Origin of the sequence: Bacillus coreaensis (assembly GCF_050586445.1) — a bacterium.
In the GTDB taxonomy this organism is placed as follows: Bacteria; Bacillota; Bacilli; order Bacillales; family Cytobacillaceae; genus Robertmurraya_A; species Robertmurraya_A coreaensis.
Genome location: NZ_JBOCCY010000019.1, coordinates 51169 through 72322, shown reverse-complemented (window position 1 = coordinate 72322; position 21154 = coordinate 51169). Strand labels below are relative to the sequence as shown.

Genomic DNA, 21154 nt, shown 5'->3' with positions numbered 1-21154 from the left:
TTTATCAGCTCGAGTGCTTAACCTGATCCACAACTGATAAGTGCGGACCCACTTGAACCTAGATGTGGGAATCAGCAGCTTAATAAATAAAGAAAAGACGTATTTCATACGTCTTTCCTTGTGTCTTTTAATTAAGAAGGAACCCTTCTATAAAACTCGTCTTATATATGATTCCGTCTCGCAAAGTCGACAAAGCGGAATTTATCTGGTCTGTGTCTGGATTCGGTGTACTGAAACAAACTCGCATCATCCAGATACACATAATTTTTAATGATAACAATATTATGATGACCATCTAAATCTAATAATTTACGGTCTTCCTCTGTCGGTTCTTCTACGATAATTTCTTTTTTTGCGAAACTGATACTGAGCTGCAGGTCATTTTCAAGATAATCATATATCGAGTGCTCACAAATTTCCTTTGTTAGAGCAGGTACGAATTTTTTATTCAGATAATCTTTATCAAGGATTACCTTTTCTCCACCCATTTCTCTCACTCGAAACACTTGCCAGACATGGTCCTTACTAGACAAGTTCAACTGCTTCATGATGAATGGATCGGGTTTCATCAACGACAGTTCGTGAACTATGGTGACCGGCTTTTGCCCCATTTTATCAGCTAGTTCTTTAAAACTGACTAGTCCAGAGACAGGAAAATCTACTTTTGTACTTTTAATGACAATCGAGCCCTTTCCCCGCACCTTTTGTATATACCCATTTTGTGACAGTAGGTTTAGTGCCTTTCGGATCGTTTCTCTCGATGTATTGTAACGGTCCTTTAACTCATGCTCAGAGGGCAAAAGTGTATTAGGGGCAATTTGCCCTGCTTCTATTTGCTGTACAATATCGTTATGGATCGTTAAATACTTATTGGTCATGTTAAAAACTCCAGTTTACTTTTTTAAATAGTACACAACAGACTCATACGGTCTTAGTTTCATTTGCTTCATATCTTCTGATGAGTCAGCATAGTTGGATAGTAAAATGGTGCTAGTCACACCTTCCGTATCCACTTGCTCAGGTAATTGAAACTCTACTTCTTTGGAATAAAAATTATTCACGACTAGTAATTTCTCATCACCATTATCTCGTATATAAGCAAAAATAGCATCATGATTGGCTAAAAGCAACTCATAATTTCCGTCTGTCACGATATCGTACTCTTTTCTTAACTGGATAAGCTTTTGATAATGATAGAAAACCGAATCTTGGTCGGCCATTGCCTTTTCTGCATTGATCTCTTTGTAGTTTGCTGCTGGTTGAATCCAAGGAGTGCCCGTAGTAAAGCCAGCATTTTCCTCATCACTCCATTGAACGGGTGTTCTCGAATTATCACGTGACTTTTGCTTTAGGATGTCGAGAATTTCCTGTTCGGTCATGCCTTTCCCTTTGAGGATCTCAAATATATTTAACGACTCCACATCACGATAGTCGTCAATGGAATCAAAATTTGGATTGGTCATTCCAAACTCTTCCCCCTGATAAATATAAGGAGTACCCTGCATCATATGAATAACTGTCGCAAGCATCTTTGCTGACTTCTGATGGTATTCCTTGTCATTTCCGAAGCGGGACACCACTCTTGGCTGATCATGGTTACACCAAAATAAGGCATTCCAACCACCACCCTTATTCATTTCAACTTGCCAGTCAGATAATATTTGCTTCAGCTTGTGGAAATCAAAGTCTGCCTTTGTCCATTTCTCACCATTTGGATAATCAACCTTTAAATGATGGAAGCTAAAGGTCATATCCAACTCTTTTCGCTTTGGGTTTGTATACTTAATACAGTTATCAATGGATGTAGAGGACATTTCTCCAACGGTCATGATGTTATAGTGAGAAAATACCTCTTGATTCATTTCATGTAGATACTCATGAATTTTCGGACCATCTGTATAGAATTTACGGCCATCTCCTAGACCGCTTGACCCATCATCATCTAAGAAGCGCTGATCCTTAGACAGTAAGTTCACCACATCCAAACGGAAGCCGTCCACCCCTTTATCAAGCCAAAATTTCATCATATCGTAAACCTCTCGACGAACCGATTCATGCTCCCAGTTCAAATCCGCTTGTGTCACATCAAACAAGTGTAAATAATACTGATCTGTTTGTTCGTCATATTGCCACGCATTTCCGCCGAACTTTGACTCCCAGTTGGTCGGAGCTCCACCATCTTTCGCATCCTTCCATATATAAAACTCACGGTACGGGTTGTCCTTTGAAGACTTAGATTCAATAAACCATTGATGCTCCGTTGACGTATGGTTCACAACAATATCCATAATGATTTTGATCCCGTGTTTATGGGCTTCATTTAATAAAGAATCAAAGTCCTCCATTGTTCCGTACGGCTCATAGATACGAAAATAATCACTAATATCATACCCATTGTCACGCTGCGGAGACTCATATATAGGTGTTAACCAAACAACATCTACACCAAGAGTTGCTAAGTAATCTAATTTTTCAATAATCCCCTTAATATCTCCTACACCATTTCCTGTCGTATCATTAAAACTTTTTGGATAAATTTGATATACGACTGCTTTTTTCCACCAAGGTTGAGTCATGTTTGTAGCACCAGCCCTTATTTAATAGTAAAAGAGGAACAAGTGAATGTTCCTCTCGACTTTATTTTCTTTTGAAAGATATTTTACCTACGTTCGCCTTTGCAAATACAACCGTTAAGATGAACGGTACAACGATCGCAACAACCATCGCAATAGCGAATGTTAGCATATGTTGTGGCTGGATCGAAAGAATACCAGGAAGACCACCAACACCAATCGAGTTCGCCATTACATTGCTTCCTACGGAGATAACAGCTGCTACCATGGAACCGATCATTGCAGCTAGGAATGGGAAGCCATATTTTAAGTTAATACCGAACATCGCTGGCTCTGTTACACCAAGATAACAAGAGATCGCTGCAGGAATAGACACTTGCTTTTCTTCTTCGTTCTTTCTGTTAATATAAATCATCGCTAATACAGCAGAACCTTGAGCAATATTTGATAATGCGATCATTGGCCAAAGATTTGTTCCACCAAGCTCACTCATTAACTGTAAATCAATCGCATTCGTCATATGGTGTAAACCTGTAATAACAAGTGGTGCATAGGCAAATCCAAATACAGCTGCAAATAACCAGCCCACTGCAGAAGTTAAGCCAGAGTATACAACATCAGAGATGAAAGAACCAATCGCCCAACCTACTGGTCCAAGTACGGTATGTGCAATTAATACGGTTGGAACTAGAGCTAAAAATGGTACAACAATCATGGAAATCGCATTTGGTACCACCTTACGTAATTTTAGTTCAAGGAATGAAAGAACTAAACCTGCTAAAATCGCTGGTATCACTTGTGCTTGGTAACCAATCATATCTATTTTTGCAAAACCAAAATCCCAGAATGGTACTTCAGTCGCACCTGCCACACCATAAGCATTTAATAGCTGTGGTGATACAAGCGTAATCCCTAATACAATCCCTAAAATTGGAGTTGCCCCCATCTTTCTAGCAACTGCCCATGTAATCCCTACCGGTAAGAAGTGAAATATCGCTTCCCCAATTAACCATAGAAACGCATGAGTTCCAGCCCAAAATTGGGAAATCTCAATTAATGACTTCGTTCCATCTTCAAACATTTTGATGTCACCGATTACATTTCGGAAACCAAGGATTAGACCCCCAACAACGATGGCTGGAATTAATGGAGTAAAGATATCTGCAAGGTGCGCAATCATACGTTGAAGCCAGTTCATATTCTGCTTCGCTGCTTGTTTTGCGTCCTCCTTAGAGGTATCGCTTACACCTGCTATTTTAATAAATTCATTATAGAAGGACGATACTTCATTCCCAATAATCACTTGGAATTGTCCCGCTTGTGTAAAGGTACCCTTTACAAGCTTAATGGACTCAATCTTATCTATATCTGCCTTTTTTGGATCTTTTAAAACAAAGCGCATTCTTGTCACACAGTGGGTAACAACGGAAATATTTTCGCTACCACCGATATGTTCAAGCAAGTCTTTTGCGGGTTGAGCATAGTTACTCATTCGAATTCCTCCTTGGTAAAAAGTTACCAGATAATATTATTATGAAACAAATAAGAAAATAAATTCGCTTACATTTTTGGACAACTTGTATATACATGTATTGTTTACGTTTTCATTCTAACTTGTATATACAAATCTGTCAATCTACTTTTTAAAAATAAAATTCCACAAAAAAAAACGCCCGAATACAGGCGTTCGCTTACATTTCTAAAAATGATTATATGAGGGATGGAAAACGGATGGTGACTGTTGTTCCTTCTCCTCTTTCACTCTTAAAGCTTATTTTCCCTTTGTAATTCTCTGCAATATTAAAGCAAATCATCATTCCAAGTCCGGTCCCTTTACTTTTTAAAGAATAAAAAGGAGTACCCAAAGACTCAATTTCCTTCTCTGTCATTCCTTGGCCAAAATCAATCACATTAATTTCAACCATATCCTTTATTTTTGAAGCATTTACTACGACAGAATCTCCAATATTCGATGCTTCGATTGCATTTTTAATGATATTAATGAATAACTGTTTCATTTCAATTGTATTTGCTGCCACATAGGAATCTTCTACAATTTGTAACTCGATTTTATTATCATGTAATAGACCGTAGGAATGGAGCAAATCGGTTACGCTTTGAAGTACCTGCCTTATATTTACCGGTTCTAACTCCTTTTCCTTTGTTGGCTTTGCAATCGATAAAAATTGGGATATAACCTGTTCCGCTGTGTTCAACTCATCCACCATTAAATGAAAATGTTTTTTTAACTCAAGATCTACTTCATTGGATTGCTCGTAAAACTGTAGAAATCCTTTAACTACTGTCAAAGGATTTCTGATTTCATGAGCAACTGCAGCTGCAAGTTGTCCAGTCGTCTTCAAACGCTCTGCCTGTTTTATTTGTTGAAAATATAGTTGTTGTTTCTTTAACCGACCATAAGATATATAAAAAATAAAGTAAATGATGGCTTGACTACCAAAGAAATTGATTATATTTCCCACCAGATCCTCTTGGATATAGGAATAACGAACACCTTGATCAACAAGAATGATATATAGGAAAGTCATCATGATCGCAAAACTATTAAGTCCCAGTGAAAAATAAAAGAGTTTTGGATCAAAAAATAAAATCGAGATAGCTGGAATAAAGCACAAAAAGATAAAGTTTGACCATGTATCAGGATATATAAAGAATAGCGAATAGAAATATACAAATGATGAAATCATGATGAGCAATCGGGAATAATGAGATGTATATCTTGGATACAACAATAAACAAATAGCAAAGAATGCAAGAAATAACCCATGGATAAAAAAGGCTACTCCATCTTGACTATAATGTGGGTTATCAACTAACAGCCCCATTAACATAATGGCAATAACAACAGTTATCGTAAAATAATACAGTTTTTTATTAATTTCCGTATAAAGTTCCTTCATACTTACTCCTTTAAACCAGGGTTGCAATTCGGTTAATACGATTCTCCCTTTATACTACCATAATTACCCTTTTGTTTTGAAAAAAATTTAAATCAAAAATAGAGTAGCTCAGGGAATCTGCTACTCTATTTTTGCTATTTTTTATTCTCTTATTTGTCCCGTTCCACGAACAATGTACTTAGTAGAGGTAAGAGCTGGTAAGCCCATTGGACCTCGTGCATGAAGCTTTTGTGTACTAATCCCTATCTCTGCCCCAAATCCAAATTCAAAGCCATCCGTAAACCTTGTAGAAGCATTGTGATAGAGCGCCGCTGCATCTACCCTATTAAAGAATGCCTCTACATTCTTAGCAGATTCCGAAATAATCGCTTCTGAATGCTTTGATCCATAGCTCGCAATATGACTGATTGCTTCATCAACATGAGACACCACTCGAAGTGCTACTGTTAGGGTTAAGAATTCGGTTTCCCAATCTTCTTCGGAAGCAGGAAGTAAATCTTTATCGAATTGTCTTGCCTGTTCATCTGCTCTTATTTCCACCTTTTTCTCCTGTAATGCTTTAATTAAATCCTCTAAATGCTGATCTGCCCATTTTTGGTGGACCAGTATCGTTTCTGCAGCATTACACACAGATGGACGTTGCGTTTTCGCATTGACGGCAATATCAATGGCCATTTTATGACCTGCACTTTCATCAATATAAATATGGCAATTCCCCACCCCTGTTTCAAGAACAGGAACCGAAGCATTATTTACAACGGACTGAATGAGGTTTGCTCCTCCTCTAGGGATAAGAACATCTAGGTACTCGGTTAACTTAAACATTTGAGACGCCGTTTCCCTGCTTGTATCTTCGAGTAACTGTACCGCTTCCGGAGGACATTCGCTCTTTTCAAGTGCACGGTGAATGACCGCTACAATCGCTTTATTTGAATGAATGGCAGATGAACTTCCACGCAATAACACCGCATTACCTGTTTTTAGGCAAAGACTTGCTGCATCAACAGTGACATTCGGTCTTGCTTCATAGATCATTCCTACCACACCAAGAGGAACTCGAACTTTCTCAATATGAAGACCATTCGGACGATCCCAGCCTTCCAAAATCTCCCCCACTGGATCTTGTAAGGTAGCTACTTGTCTTACTCCTTCTGCCATGTCTTTAATACGTTCTTCTGTTAATTTAAGACGATCAAGTAGATTTTCCCCCATCCCACTTTGCCTTCCAGCCTCGATATCCTTCTTATTCTCTTGCAAAATAAAAGGGATGTCCTCAAGTAATTGGTTCGCAATTAGGAGCAACGCATCATTTTTTTGCTTGGTTGTACAAAGAGCTAAGCTAGTTGCTAGAGTACTTGCCAGACGTGCCTTTTCTAATAATTCTGTCATCTTTGTTTCCTCTCCTTCGTAAAAGTAACCCAGTTATCTCTGTGAATGACTTCAATCCGATTATGCATATTTACTATATTTGCTTCTTTACTAGAAAGTCCTTTAATTTTGGATAGCTCTTCAACTGTATAATTGATTTGCCCTTTTCCAATTAACTCTCCTTTTTCATTCCATACCTCTACCACGTCACCACGTGTAAAGGAGCCCTCAACATGTTTTACCCCAGCTGGCAAAAGGCTTTTACCTTGGTGAATGACGGCCTGCTCTGCCCCTGGATCAATGTCAATTCGACCGGCAATATGTGAATGAATTCCTATCCATTGTTTCTTACTTTTTAATGTCGTCCCAAGGTTATAGCCAATATAAGTGCCATCACCCTTACCAGTAACAATATCTATCAGCTTATCCGTTCCTTCTCCCTTGCCGATAAACACCTTTACACCGACGGACAAAGCCGTTTTTGCTGCTTCAAGCTTAGATCTCATTCCACCTGTACCGACCTTTGAACCAGAGCCTCCCGCTACCTCTAGTACATCCTCTGTTACCTCAGGGAGGAAATTATACTTTTTGGCATTTGGGTCCTTGCGTGGATTTCCGTCATATAAACCATTAATATCTGTAAGAATAATGAGCGTATCGGCATGAATAAATCCACTAACCAAAGCAGAAAGCATATCATTATCGCCAAATGTTAGTTCATCTACCGCAACCGAATCATTTTCATTAATAATTGGTATGACCCCACGTTTCAATAGCTCCGATAATGTGGAATAGGCATTATTGTATTGTTCTTGTTGGGAAAAATCATTTCTTGTTAGAAGAAGCTGTGCAGACACGATTCCTTCTTTTTGAAACTCTTCAAAGTAGCTTTGCATGAGCAACCCCTGACCCACAGCGGCAGCTGCTTGCTTACCAGCAATGGTCACAGGTCTTGTCTGATATCCTAAAACTGAAAACCCTGCAGCCACTGCTCCAGAAGAAATAAGAATCACTTCGTTTCCTTCCTTCTTCAGCTTAGACAGTGCAGCCACATGCTCTGCGATCTTATTCTTTGATAGTCCACCTTGCGAATTCGTTAACGAACTACTCCCGATTTTTACAACAATGCGCTGTTTAGCCACTTCCATCCCTCATTCTTTAAATTCTCCGTCTAAATAAAAAAACTCCTCCATCCTTAAAAGGACGGAAGAGTTGATCCGCGGTACCACCTTTTTAGCAACCTTAAAAAGGCTGCCTCTCAAAACCCCGTAACGAGGGGAAACGGTTAGTTTTTGCTAACTGCTCAAGGACAGGTTCTATCTGTCAGCGGTGGCAGGGACTCTCAGCCTAGGACCCCACTCTCTTCACACATGTACAAGATGTACTAATTCCTCTCATCGCTTCTTCGTTCATTATTTCTTTGCAGAATATTATAATTTTTATCCATGTATTCGTCAAGAATATTTAGCCTTTTCACCTTTTTATTTTTTTCTTTTTAAAGAACAACTCCGCCCTGTTAATCTCTTCTAAAATTGAACATCCATGTAATTATACCTATATTAATATATACATTTGAGGTAGAAAAGACCACGTGAAATTTGTCGATTTTTCTGCACATTAGGTCTATCTATTCAACTTATTAAACTTAGTCATTTTTTAACACCAACTTAATATTAGCCATGCTATATTTTATCTTAGAGACCCTAAATATCTCAATACGACGATAAGGATGGATGGATCGAATGAAACTGCAAAGCAAAAAGAAAGGTAATAAGATTTTATCTAGCACACTTGCTCTCAGCATGATCGCAGCACCATTAATACCAACCAATGTACTTGCAGCAAAGCCTTCCGTTAACAAAGTTCAATCAGAAGTTGAACTTCGTATCATGGAGACAACTGATATTCATACGAATCTATTAGACTTTGATTATTACAAGAATGCAACCGCTCCAAAGTTAGGTTTGGCAAAAACAGCGACACTTGTAAAAGAAGCACGAGCACAGGCAGATAATTCTGTACTAGTAGACAATGGTGACCTTATTCAAGGGACTCCTCTTGGAACTTACAAAGCCAAGATTGATCCTTTAGAGGACGGAGAAGTTCATCCAGCTATTAAAGCAATGAATTTAATGGGTTATGACATGGCAACCCTTGGAAACCATGAGTTCAACTATGGTTTAGAATATCTTGATGAAGTATATGATGATGCGGACTTCTCGTTCGTTAATGCGAACGTTTATGAAGATGATCATGATAATGATTCAACCAATGATGTAAATAAATATACACCTTATAAAATCGTTAATAAAAAAGTAACAGATGAAAACGGCAAAACAGCAGTTATTCAAATTGGTTATATCGGATTTGTTCCTCCTCAAATTAATGAGTGGGATAAAGCAAACTTAGACGGCAAGGTCATCACAAAAAATATTGTAGACTCAGCTGAACGCTTCGTACCGATGATGAAGGAAGAAGGAGCTGATGTGATTATCGCAATGGCTCACTCTGGCTTTAGCGGAAGTGAAGCTAACTCAGAAGATACAGTCTACGCTTTAAGTAAAGTAGATGGCATTGATGCAATTACATTCTCACACACTCATAAAGTATTCCCTGCAAAAGATGTTAGTGCACTAGATGCTTTATTCAAAGGTGCTGATGGACAACCTCTACCTGGCGTAGATAATGCAAAAGGAACCATTAATGGCGTTGCAGCTGTGCAAGCTGGTTACGGTGGTGGAGCTTTAGGTATTATCGACCTTACCCTTCATAAGGTGAAAGGAAAATGGTCTGTTGCAGATTCTCAATCTTCTACACGTGCCATCGATACAGTAAAGCCAGATGAGAAAATTGTGGAAGCAGTAAAAGCTGATCACGATGCAACGATTGAATATGTAAACACTCCTATCGGAACAACAACCGATGATATTTATAGCTATTTTGCTCTTGTGCAAGATGATCCATCTATTCAAGTGGTAACAAACGCACAAAAATGGTATGTAGAAAAGTATATCGGTTTAAACAAACCAGAATTAAAAGACCTTCCTATCCTTTCTGTTGGTGCGCCATTTAAAGCAGGACGAAATGGCGTTGAAGAGTATACAGAAATTAAGCAAGGTGACTTAACGATTCGTAGCGCTGGTGATTTATACCTTTACGACAATACGTTAAAGGCTGTGAAAGTAAAAGGATCTGTTGTTAAAGAATGGATTGAAATGACTGCAGGGAAATTCAATCAAATTGATCCAGCTAAAACAGATGAGCAGCAGCTTCTAAATCCATCCTTCCCTGTTTATAACTTCGATGTAATTGATGGAGTAGAGTATCAAATTGATGTAACACAGCCAGCTAAGTACGATACAAAAGGCAATCTAGTAAACCCTGAATCTAGCCGTGTCGTGAATTTAGAATACAATGGTGAATCAGTTGACCCTGAACAAGAGTTTATTGTTGTAACAAATAACTACCGTGCTGGTGGTGGCGGAAACTTCCCAGGACTAAAGGGTAGTGAATTAGTGGTTGATTCAGCGGATGAAAACCGTCAAATTTTAATGGATTACATTTCTGAAGAAAAAGTAATTACTCCAACAGCAGATAATAACTGGTCTATTGCTCCTATTTCAGGCGATGTGAATGTAACATTTACAACTTCACCAAAGGCAGAGCAATACATTGGAGAAAATAGTCCATTCTCTTATACTAGCAAAACAGATTCAGCTGGATTTGGTATTTTTAATATTAACCTAAACCGTGGAGTGAAGGTTCAGCTTTTAGGTGTAAATGATTTACACGGTCAGTTAGACACAGTTACAAAAGTTGGTACTTCTTTGGCTGGTCAAATTGAGTATACAGCTGGTGCCTTAAAGCAAGAAGAAGCTACCAACCCTAACACATTAATCTTACATGCTGGTGATATGATTGGAGGAAGCCCTTTAATATCTGCATTATTCCAAGATGAACCAACGATTGAAGTTCTTGAAGAAATCGGCTTTGATGCTGGAACTTTAGGAAACCATGAGTTTGATGAAGGGATCGATGAGCTTAACCGTATGATGAACGGTGGAGACCATCCCAACGGTACTCCAGGATATGATGGAATGAACTTCCCTCTTGTTGCAGCAAATGCATATGACACAAGAGATGGAGAGTTAATCACTGAACCATACACAGTGCTTGAAACTGGTGGGCAAAAGATTGGAGTTATTGGTGTGGTAACTCAAGAAACTCCTACTATGATTGTCACAAAAGGCAATGAATCTCTTAAAATCACAGATGAAGTAGAAGCCATTAACAAGTACACTTCTGAGTTAAAATCTCAAGGTGTCGAAGCAATTGCTGTTCTTGCCCACAATCCTGCTACACAAACTGGATACACTGATTCCTATGATGCTAGCAGAATTGCAGAACAAGTAAATGATGAAGTTGACGTGATTTTCGCTGCTCACAACCATGTGAAAGTGAATCGTATAGTTGACAATAAGCTAATTGTACAAGCCTATTCCTACGGATCTGCATTCTCTGATGTAGACTTAGAAATCGATCCTTTTACAGGAGATATTTTTAAGAAATCCGCAGAAATTAAAACTGTTTACCAAGACAAGTACACTCCAGATCCAGCAGTGGCTGCGATTATGAAAAAGTATGCTGAAAAAGTAGAACCTATTAAAGCACAAGTAGTTGGACAATCCCTTACTACCCTTGAAAAAGGATATCCAACAGTTGCAAAGGAATTTGGTGATTTAGGATTAGGAAACCTGATTGCTGATGGCATGAAAGTAGCTATGGACTCTGATTTCGCACTTATGAATGGTGGTGGAGTACGCTCTCAACTTGATGCAGGAGAAGTAACTTACGGTGATTTATTTGCCATTCAACCATTTGGAAATGTTCTAAATAAAGCTACTCTAAGTGGTGCAGACTTACGTGTGATCCTAGATGAGCAAATCACAGCTAGAGGACTTGATTACCATATTTCTGGATTCAAATATACGTACACATATGACGATACTGTTAAGACTGGAAAAGTTGTTGATATCACATTACCTGATGGAACTCCAATTGACCCAGCAAAAGAATACACGGTGGTCGTAAACAACTATATGTACGGAAACACAGGTTCTAGCATTAATGAGTTATCTTCAAGCATGGAAGTTGGCCCAGTTGATTTAGATGCAACTGTCGATTTTGTTAAATCCCTTACTTCCCCTGTTGACTACAAGTCTGAAGGGAGAATTAAAAGAGTATACTAACACCCTCGCTCTCAGGAGACCATGTTCTCTTGAGAGCTTTTTCATGTTCGTTACTCTAGAAGCAACCCAACCGTATATATCAGAAAAATCTTTATATTTACGACTGAGACGCTTTATATCATGCTGAGAGGCTTTCTCGAGGCTACAACTTCGAATGGTAACGCTTACACTTACTAATTGGAAGAAATGCTCCTAACATTTCTTGAACTCCTTGAATATGAAAATCATCGTGTTAGTATTAAATTCTGAGATACATTACGAACAAAAATACGAACAAAACTGGAGAGATGAGATGCTACACAATAAGAAAGTTGCCTTTATAGGTGCAGGTTCTATGGCAGAAGCAATGATTGCTGGATTCGTTTTATCAGAAAGAATCCCTGCAGAAAATATCATTGCTACTAACCGCTCAAATGAACAAAGACTAGCTGCACTCGAAGCAAAGTATGGAATTAAAGCAATGAAGCTTGAACATTTACCGTTTGACCAAATAGATATTTTTATCTTGGCAATGAAACCAAAAGATGTGGATCAAGCATTAAGCTTTTTAAAACAGCAAATTAACCCTAACCAACTACTTTTGTCAGTCCTAGCTGGAATTACAACAACATACCTAGAACAAAACCTTCATGATGACCAGCAAGTAGTTCGAGTGATGCCGAATACGTCAAGTGCAATTGGCGAATCAGCTACTGCCATATCCCCAGGTCATAAAACAACAGATAATCATGTTTCCGTAACAAAAGAGTTACTTGATTGCATCGGTGAGGTTTTTCAAATCGATGAGAAAAATATGGATACTTTTACAGGACTAGCAGGAAGTGGTCCGGCCTATTTCTATTATTTAATGGAGCATATGGAACAGCAAGGAGCAAAATCTGGATTTGACTTAGAAACCACGAGACAAATTATCGCTCAAACGATTGTTGGAGCTGCAAAAATGGTTCAGAAACAAGACGAGACACCTGCCGTTTTGAGAGAAAAAGTGACCTCCCCTAACGGCACCACAGCTGCTGGTCTACAAGCACTAGATGTGAATGGCGGTGGAAAAGCAATAGCTAAAGCAGTCGAGTTTGCTGCCAAACGTTCGAAGGAAATTAGCGAGCAGATAAAAGAAAGTCTTTTAGTTAGATCTGCCACAAATAAGTAAAGATATATAAACTTTTCTCAGGAGTGATAAAATGACGACCCTTGATAACAGTAAGAAACGGGTTGTAATAAAAGTAGGAAGCAGTTCTTTAACCAGTCGACACGGGGAAATTAGTCGGCGAAAACTTGAAAAACTAGCAGATGAGATTGCTCTTTTAAAGGATGCTGGTCATGAAATTGTATTTGTATCATCCGGAGCTGTCGCGGCTGGATATCGTAAACTAGGCTGCATTAATCGCCCCACTTCTCTCCCAGAGAAACAAGCCGCAGCCTCTATTGGCCAAGGGCTACTAATTGAAGCCTATTCAGAGATTTTCCTATCCCATGGGTATATTGCCTCTCAGATATTAATTACACGTAGTGATTTTTCCGATGAAACCCGGTATCACAATGTTCGAAATACACTAAACGTATTATTAGAACGAGGAATTATACCTATTGTTAATGAAAACGACACCGTCACAGTCGACAGGTTGAAGTTTGGAGATAATGATACTTTATCTGCTAAAGTAGCCGGATTAATTGAAGCTGACCAGCTGATCATTTTATCTGATATAGATGGCCTTTACGATTCAGATCCCCGCAAAAATGAGCAGGCCAAACTTCTAGAAAAAGTATACGAAATTACACCGGAAATTGAACAAGGTGCAGGTGGTTCGGGAAGTCTTGTTGGAACGGGAGGAATGAAGTCTAAGATTGACGCCGTGAAGATTGCTATGGCTTCTGGTATAAGCACGTTTCTTGGCAAAGCAACCATTTCAAATATATTAAATGATGCTGTTGAAGGTACCGCCAAAGGGACTTATTTCGAAGTTTCTACCGAGATGGTCAACTTAGATCAAAAGAAACAGTGGATTGCCTTCCACTCCGGTCCAAAGGGAGAAATTTTTATAAATGAAAAGGGAAAGCTTTCCGTTGTTGAGTGTAAACAGAGCATTCTATCTTCCCATATTGCGAAAGTGAACGGACGGTTTGAAAAAGGTTCTGTTATTCGAATTCTAGATCACCAGGGCGAAAAAGTCGGATTAGGTGTAGTGAATTATTCAACTGAAGAACTTGAAAGTATTTTGAACTCTTCAGATAAAGAATTGAGTAATCATGAAGTTATTCAACTCGAACACTTTGTGTGTGAACTAGAGCTATCACTGCCTGTTGTCATATAAAAGGAGGAATTGCATGTCTGTAACAAAGGAAATATCAAATGTCGAAGCGCAAGCCATTGCTGCAAAACAAGCAGCAAAAGTCCTAAGCCAATTATCAACTTCTGAAAAAAATACAGTTTTGCATGTTTTAGCTGACGCGTTAGAAACAAAGACAGACGTAATTTTAGAAGCAAATAAGCTAGACTTAGATGCGGGTCGAGCAAAAGGCTATGACACCGCCTATATGGATCGTCTGGCCCTTTCTAAAGAAAGAGTATTGGAATTTGCTGAAGGTCTACGACAAGTATCTACTCTAGAGGATCCAACGGGAAAGATTCTATCAAGTTGGACACTAGACAATGGTTTATTAGTTGAAAAAGTATCCGTTCCATTAGGCGTCATTGGAATGATCTATGAGGCACGTCCAAATGTGACCGTTGATGCCACCGGGCTCGCCATTAAATCAGGAAATGCTATTGTTTTAAAAGGCGGATCTTCTGCTTTATTATCAAACCAAGCGATCGTTCAAGTCATGCATGAAGCACTAGATCACACACTGGTCCCAAAAGAAGCTGTTCAATTCATCGCAAGTACAAATCGCGAAGCTACTCAACAGCTTTTCACAATGAAGGAACATATCGATGTGCTCATTCCTAGAGGTGGAGCTTCTCTAATTAATGCAGTGGTGAATCAAGCAACCGTTCCTGTACTCGAGACTGGAGTTGGAAACTGCCACCTATACATTGATGTTGAAGCAGATGTTGATAAAGCATTAAACATCCTAGTTAATGCGAAAACGGACCGTCCTGCTGTATGTAATGCGTTAGAGACAGCCATTATTCATAAAGAATGGCTTATCAAAAACAAGAGTCATCTCGTTGATATTTTTAATAAACATGGTATTACAGTTCATGGTGATGAAGAGGCTCAAACTTATATTCCCAATGCGGTCCAAGCGACGGAGGAAGATTGGGCAAACGAGTATTTAAGCTTAGACTTAGCCGTCAAAACCGTTACCAACGTCGAAGAAGCCATTGACCATATTGAAGCTTACGGAACCAAGCATTCCGAAGCAATTGTAACCGAGAATAAAGAAACAGCGAAAAAGTTTATGAGTTTAGTAGATGCATCAGCTATATACCATAATGCATCCACACGGTTTACAGATGGCGGAGCACTTGGATTTGGGGCTGAGATTGGAATTTCTACTCAAAAATTACATGCTCGCGGACCCATGGGCTTACCTGCATTAACAACGGTGAAATTTATGATGTCTGGTAACGGACAAATACGATGAAATAACAGAAGGACGATCATGAGTACATCCCTCATCATGATCGTCCTTCTCGTTTTATTACACCCATAACATAAATATAGCGAAGGCAATGACCCATACCATCGGAACCAAATTAAAAGTAACGGAAAGCTTCTTTCTTTTTCGGTGGAATACCCAAGAAAGAATCGAGGCAACAATGACCGCAACCGGATATAAGGTAATAGTGATGACAAATAAAGAATTATAGAGACCTATGCCAGCATCAAAGCTCATAAAAGACATACCCCAAATAACAAACCAAGGCAGTAAAGATAGAACATACAGGATTTGAGTAATAATTAAAAATAGCTTCACTTGTTTCTCCTCCATAATAAGATGACCCTTACTAATTATCGAAATCTTAATATATAAAGGAAGTATATTACAAGAAAAATATAATCATTCAAAGTTGCCGAATAACTTCCTGGGAAATTTTTTTAGAAAAATAAATAATCCCTCATCTAGAAATAGACAAGGGATCAAACATTTCTATTTATTCATTTTTGAAAGGAAATCGCCTAAAAGACTATCAAGGTCATTCTCATGATCTTCCTCTTCGTCCGTTGTTTCAGGTTCTTCCTGGCTGATACTTTCCCAGCTAAAGGCATCCAGATCGTCTTCTGATGCCTCTAGCTCTTTTGAAACGGCTATTTCAGGGATAGGCTCAATGAAATGCTCATCAAGATTGGATTCCTCCTGTAAATATAGTGCTTCAGAGATATCTAGAGCATTACTATTTAAGGAAGCGAGCAATGCAGTTGCTCGAACCGGATCCGTTAACAGCTGGTACATGATACTTCCAAGTAAAGCCTCTGAATGCTCATGCTTTAACCAGTTTCGTTGGGATTTGCTTAATTTATGAGGAATCGGAATCGTGATCGTTTCCTGTTCCCTGGACGAAGACTGACTAACTCCCTGCATGACAAATTCAGCTATTTTACTAGAAAAATTTCTTCTTTCGGTTTCCTTCAGCTTTTGTAAATACTTTAATAAATGATCTGGTGTATCAGAAGGAATTCGAAAGGAAATCGCTTGGCCTCTCTTCACTTCATTGGAAGCTGATTTTTTCATATCATCACCTATGAATTCTTAACTGGTTCTTGGGCTTTCTTTGGCTTTTCTACTTTTCTTACATAATCCGTAATAAGCTTGTAATAGGCATTAGCCATCATCCAAATACTCTCTTTTTCATCTTCAAAAAATTCAATATTATAACCATCTAAATTATTATTTAGTGTTTTAATATAATCCTTTAATACATGTGCGCCGCCGCCAACAAAGTAACAGATTTCCGTTTGTGAGTTCTTTTGCCAAATATTCCGCAACAAACGGTATTGTTTTTTGGCTAGCTCCAGTAAAATACGATCGGTAATGTCATGAACACTCGTACGACTGCCTTTCACCATAATATGATTACGGTCATTTTTTCTGGTGATAATTTCTACGACATCACGACGGCTATCTAACTCTACCCCATGTTTTGTTCTTATTTCTTCTCTTATGGCTTCTAGAGATTCTGATACGCCTAGATTGAACCCTTGTGCCTTATCATCGTCGACATTTCGATTCTTTATCACTGCAATATCTGTGGAAAGTCCTCCGATGTCCTGAATAAGAATTCTTTTATCTATTAAATCCTTATTAATAATCTTGAGCTGGGTATCCATCACAAGATTAATATAAGCTGCAAAACCTTCTGGATATATTTTCACTTCGTTAAATTTAATATTTACTTTTAACCCTTGATATTTAGGGGTAACAAGAAATTCTACTTGATGGACAGAACCGACTAATTTCAAGCGGTACCCAGCATCCTTTCCTTCCTTTACTTCTCGAAGTGGAAGACCCGTACCAAGCGTGTAATTCGCATCTATCACTTGTTTTGATCTCGGAAAAATACCCGTATTCTCTTCTTTCACAGCATCCAATGCAAGGGTAGCAAAAAGCATGACCAATGTTTGATCCTCTTCTGACTTGCTACTTCCTGGGTCCAATTCTGTTGCATTGCCGCTTTTTGTTGCAAGATGGCCTACACGATAAATGGCATTATTGTCTTTTAAGGCCGGAGAATGCACCTTAATGTGAATGCCATCAAAGGGATTTTTACTATCCAGTTCCTCTATTCCAATGACCGGTCTATCTTCTGTATCCCTGGCAACAATATTAGGAATATTAATTTCATATTCCATCTCCCCAAAGATTGCTTTAATCGAGTCATTTCCAACATCTACTGCTGCAATTCTAGAGTTTGACATAATAGATCATCCCTTCTTATTTTTAATAGATTTATAGCTCTTAGTTGCTGATCATTTCTATGTATCTTTCTATTAAAGCGTATAGGAGATTGCTAGATTATTCAATGAACCTTGCTGAAAAGAAATGAAATTGTAAACCTGTAAACAACTTGTAAACAAACGAATTTTTGTATACGCAATTGTAAACAATCACTACAAACACGTATACATATGATTAAACCGGGATGTATACACTTTTGTATACATGTAAACATAAAAGTATACAAGTTGTTTACATTAAGTAAACATGTAAACAACTTTTGTAAACAAAGGAAATGATCTGATTAATATCGTTAATATTCAAAAAGGCCCTACTTCAAGTAAGACCTAATTGTATTTATGATTTGTAATAAGGAGGAATGCGTAACCATTCATTTTGCTTAAAGTATTGTTTTACCTGTAATCCTGCAATCGTTTTTTTATAAAAATCTTGGTTCGAATGTGTCATGAATCATCTCAAAAAGATTCATCTGATAACCCCTCCAGGCATGTAATTCCTATAGTAGTATCATCACCATTCATTTAGTAATCATACTAATTGAAATATTTTTCAATTAGTTTTTCAGCTGTACGTGTCGCTAATGCCTGCGTGGTAAGAGTGGGATTTACTCCACCCAAACCGTTAAAATGAACACTATTATCAGCGATAAATAACTGTTTTACCTGGTAAGCTTCACAATTAGAATCAACTACATACCCCATTCTCATTGTACTTTCCAAATGAATCATGACTCCTGCTGGCCAGTTAGATGAAATCATTTGTTTTGCACCCGCTTTATGCAAAATATAAATAGCCATTTTCATTAATTCTTTTCTATTTTTCATGGACTTTTTCGTAGGAGTATAGCTCAAGTGCGGTACTGGACCATGTTCATCGCTAATTGTAGGGTGGAGGTTCACTCCATTTCTATGATCAACCTCATCGTCTGTGATGATTAATACATTCAATGTTTTTCTGTAATTTAACATTAAATCTTGTAATTTGCTTCCAACAATTTGATGATGAAATTCCCATTTGGACTGTTCCTTTTGATAGATACTCCAGCCAAATTGACTAATTCCATAGGAAAGAGAAGCTGTTAGACCTGGGCTCATTCCGGCCGTTTGAATCGAACCTAAGCCAGGAAAATCTAGTCTTGCACCACATGTATGTCCAATAAAAGGATGGAGGTCAGGTTCGCCTAAGATAGACATAAGGTCTTTTTCACTAAAGATTCCCGTTACCCAGTCCATATAGTGGTTCGTTAGCCCTTTTCCGACCCATGGATTTTGTGGGAGATTAGAATTTAGCCAAAGTCGTGGACTCTCTATACTACCTCCAGCAAGAACAATCACCTTTGCACTTAATTCTTCCTCTTCACCTGTCCATGTATCCCTAATGCGTACTCCAGTCGCATGTAACTCTCGTGAATGACTGGTCTCTGTTAAGATTTTTATTGTAAACGAATTGGGTCTAATCGTGACATTACCAGTACTTAAAGCCAATGGGATGTAACTAACGGCGGTTGACCTCTTTGCAACCTTATCTATGGAAGGGCCATGTGGGCAGCCATTTATACAGTGGCCACAAAGGGTGCATCCTTCCATCCACGATAATTGTTCAAGTGAAACATTTACATTATTAAGATTCTTATTTACTGGTAAGATTGCGTTTGGCTGTGGACGATAGGCCGGACTTGTAACATTTAAGGTGGCATTAAGCTGCCACCCCGCTCTTTTTGCTCCGAAATAAAATAATTCTTCCTTTGCCGTTTTTGGGGCAAAGTGAACGGGCAGTGTGGCTTCTACCTTTTCATAATAAGGAATGAGTTCTCGATAGGAAAGTGGCCATACTTGGTCAATGGCTGATGGGAAAGCACGAGGAGAATTTGCTGTATAATGCTGTGTGGACCCTCCCACACCCGCACTTTGCCAAATAATTTGCTTATGTGGTGCCAAGCGAACCCATGGTGCCCGATCTCTATTTGCTGGGCCCCATCGAAATCTACCTGTAACCAGATTATTCATATTGTCTTCATACTTGTTTAGTTGTTGCCTATAAAGAGTAATATCTAAATCATTTTTATCGGAACTTTCTTTTTCCCCAGATTGAAGATTGGGACTCGGCCACTTTTGATTTCCGTACCATGGGCCCGCTTCTACAATTAATACCTTTAATCCCTTTTCCCCAAGCTCCTTCGCTATTACTGCTCCACCACCTCCTGCACCAATGACTATAACATCTGGATTAGACATGATGATTTCCCCCTTTGTTCGGATCACCTAATGAAAATCCACGAAGATTTCGATACCCAAAAGCTGGACCTGGGTATTTTGTCTGAATCCACCCAATTGGAAAACACTCGATACGTTTATATTCAGGTCGATTAAATCTAGTAGTCCCATATCCAGTCCACTCCGAATAAAAGCCCAAAAATGTAAGCTGGGTTATCGTATTCTTCATACTTTGCGTTAAACCTGGATTATTAGTAAAAGGTTCGGGCAAGCTCTCCAAAGGGACTTCTAATCTTTCTAACAAATTGATTGCCTTTAACCGCTCACTACGTGACAGAGTAGAGAATACCCCTTCTCTAGAAAATACCGATATAATTCCTTTTTCTATGTACAATAGTTGAATAGCAGCCAGATCTAATAAATCTGCTGTCTGTTTTGACAAAGAGATCGTTTCTCCTTGATTTCCTGTAGAAGGCAAAGTCTGATCCAAAACCGCTATAACATACCCATAAATCACTTCATCCATTGGAGAAGCCTGCAGAATGGCGTCCACTGCCGCTTGGATGGTTATCCTGGTATGAACATCAGATACTTCACTGTTTAAAGGTTTTATCATGCTCTTCCCCCTTACAAACAAAAATCCCCATCCTCTAATTTTATTTGGGAACTTGAAAGGATAGACTACATAATTTGAGGAGGCAAAAACCCGCACCATCTTAGTAACGGGTTCGGCTTTCGAGTACAAAAACTATTGGGGATTGATGTGGTGAAAAGAAAAGACATTGTTGAATTTTTCGAGGAGGTATGGGAATTCATAGGCGGAGAAATTCCGGTTTAATATGGAAAGTAGGGCTCAAGAAGCTGATATAAGCGGAAATATTCCGATTAACTTCTCTATATTTACCTAAATCTAAAGATTAGGTTCATAT

The 21154-nt window shown here is 38.6% G+C and carries 15 protein-coding genes and 1 other annotated feature; of the genes, 4 read left to right on the top strand and 11 right to left on the bottom strand.

The window, feature by feature from the left end; all coding sequences use genetic code 11:
* Nucleotides 1-161: 161 nt before the first annotated feature.
* The 6 genes from treR to proB (ACQ5H4_RS20410) all read right to left on the bottom strand — a co-directional run bounded on the left by treR (nt 162) and on the right by proB (ACQ5H4_RS20410) (nt 8004).
* Nucleotides 162-878: a trehalose operon repressor gene (treR, locus tag ACQ5H4_RS20435; protein WP_119710373.1), complete on the bottom strand. Its 717-nt coding sequence runs from the start codon at nt 876-878 to the stop codon at nt 162-164.
* A 15-nt stretch (nt 879-893) separates the two neighbouring features.
* Nucleotides 894-2576, bottom strand: coding sequence for an alpha,alpha-phosphotrehalase (treC, locus tag ACQ5H4_RS20430; protein ID WP_430776810.1), 1683 nt, complete (start codon nt 2574-2576; stop codon nt 894-896).
* 61 nt (nt 2577-2637) lie between these two features.
* Nucleotides 2638-4065, bottom strand: a complete 1428-nt coding sequence (gene treP / locus ACQ5H4_RS20425; protein ID WP_430776809.1) for a PTS system trehalose-specific EIIBC component — start codon at nt 4063-4065, stop codon at nt 2638-2640.
* A 217-nt stretch (nt 4066-4282) separates the two neighbouring features.
* A complete protein-coding gene (locus tag ACQ5H4_RS20420; protein WP_430776808.1) occupies nt 4283-5494 on the bottom strand; it encodes an ATP-binding protein in 1212 nt (403 codons plus the stop codon).
* Between the two features lie 141 nt (nt 5495-5635).
* Nucleotides 5636-6883 carry a glutamate-5-semialdehyde dehydrogenase gene (locus tag ACQ5H4_RS20415; protein WP_430776807.1) on the bottom strand — a complete coding sequence of 416 codons (1248 nt, stop codon included), beginning with the start codon at nt 6881-6883 and terminating at the stop codon, nt 5636-5638.
* A complete protein-coding gene (gene proB, locus ACQ5H4_RS20410; protein ID WP_430776806.1) occupies nt 6880-8004 on the bottom strand; it encodes a glutamate 5-kinase in 1125 nt (374 codons plus the stop codon). Before proB (ACQ5H4_RS20410) ends, ACQ5H4_RS20415 begins: the two co-directional genes overlap by 4 nt.
* A gap of 54 nt (nt 8005-8058) precedes the next feature.
* Nucleotides 8059-8269, bottom strand: a binding site (T-box leader).
* A 335-nt stretch (nt 8270-8604) separates the two neighbouring features.
* Here proB (ACQ5H4_RS20410) and ACQ5H4_RS20405 point away from each other — a divergent pair.
* The 4 genes from ACQ5H4_RS20405 to ACQ5H4_RS20390 all read left to right on the top strand — a co-directional run bounded on the left by ACQ5H4_RS20405 (nt 8605) and on the right by ACQ5H4_RS20390 (nt 15699).
* Nucleotides 8605-12111 carry a bifunctional 2',3'-cyclic-nucleotide 2'-phosphodiesterase/3'-nucleotidase gene (locus ACQ5H4_RS20405; RefSeq protein ID WP_430776805.1) on the top strand — a complete coding sequence of 1169 codons (3507 nt, stop codon included), beginning with the start codon at nt 8605-8607 and terminating at the stop codon, nt 12109-12111.
* Nucleotides 12112-12403: 292 nt separating this feature from the next.
* On the top strand, nt 12404-13261 hold the full coding sequence (gene proC, locus ACQ5H4_RS20400; RefSeq protein WP_430776804.1) for a pyrroline-5-carboxylate reductase: 858 nt from the start codon (nt 12404-12406) through the stop codon (nt 13259-13261).
* Nucleotides 13262-13292: 31 nt separating this feature from the next.
* Nucleotides 13293-14423 (top strand): glutamate 5-kinase, encoded by a 1131-nt coding sequence (gene proB / locus ACQ5H4_RS20395; RefSeq protein WP_430776803.1) that lies wholly within the window; start codon nt 13293-13295, stop codon nt 14421-14423.
* Between the two features lie 13 nt (nt 14424-14436).
* Entirely contained in the window at nt 14437-15699 is a 1263-nt protein-coding gene (locus ACQ5H4_RS20390; RefSeq protein ID WP_430776802.1) for a glutamate-5-semialdehyde dehydrogenase, read from the top strand.
* A 57-nt stretch (nt 15700-15756) separates the two neighbouring features.
* Here ACQ5H4_RS20390 and ACQ5H4_RS20385 read toward each other — a convergent pair whose 3' ends face one another.
* The 5 genes from ACQ5H4_RS20385 to ACQ5H4_RS20365 form a co-directional block, all read right to left on the bottom strand.
* Nucleotides 15757-16032: a hypothetical protein gene (locus ACQ5H4_RS20385; protein WP_430776801.1), complete on the bottom strand. Its 276-nt coding sequence runs from the start codon at nt 16030-16032 to the stop codon at nt 15757-15759.
* A gap of 174 nt (nt 16033-16206) precedes the next feature.
* On the bottom strand, nt 16207-16788 hold the full coding sequence (locus ACQ5H4_RS20380) for a hypothetical protein (RefSeq protein ID WP_430776800.1): 582 nt from the start codon (nt 16786-16788) through the stop codon (nt 16207-16209).
* A gap of 8 nt (nt 16789-16796) precedes the next feature.
* On the bottom strand, nt 16797-17972 hold the full coding sequence (locus ACQ5H4_RS20375) for an Alp7A family actin-like protein (protein WP_430776799.1): 1176 nt from the start codon (nt 17970-17972) through the stop codon (nt 16797-16799).
* 573 nt (nt 17973-18545) lie between these two features.
* Nucleotides 18546-20246 (bottom strand): GMC family oxidoreductase N-terminal domain-containing protein, encoded by a 1701-nt coding sequence (locus ACQ5H4_RS20370; protein WP_430776798.1) that lies wholly within the window; start codon nt 20244-20246, stop codon nt 18546-18548.
* Nucleotides 20239-20841, bottom strand: coding sequence for a hypothetical protein (locus tag ACQ5H4_RS20365; RefSeq protein WP_430776797.1), 603 nt, complete (start codon nt 20839-20841; stop codon nt 20239-20241). Before ACQ5H4_RS20365 ends, ACQ5H4_RS20370 begins: the two co-directional genes overlap by 8 nt.
* Nucleotides 20842-21154 lie beyond the last annotated feature (313 nt).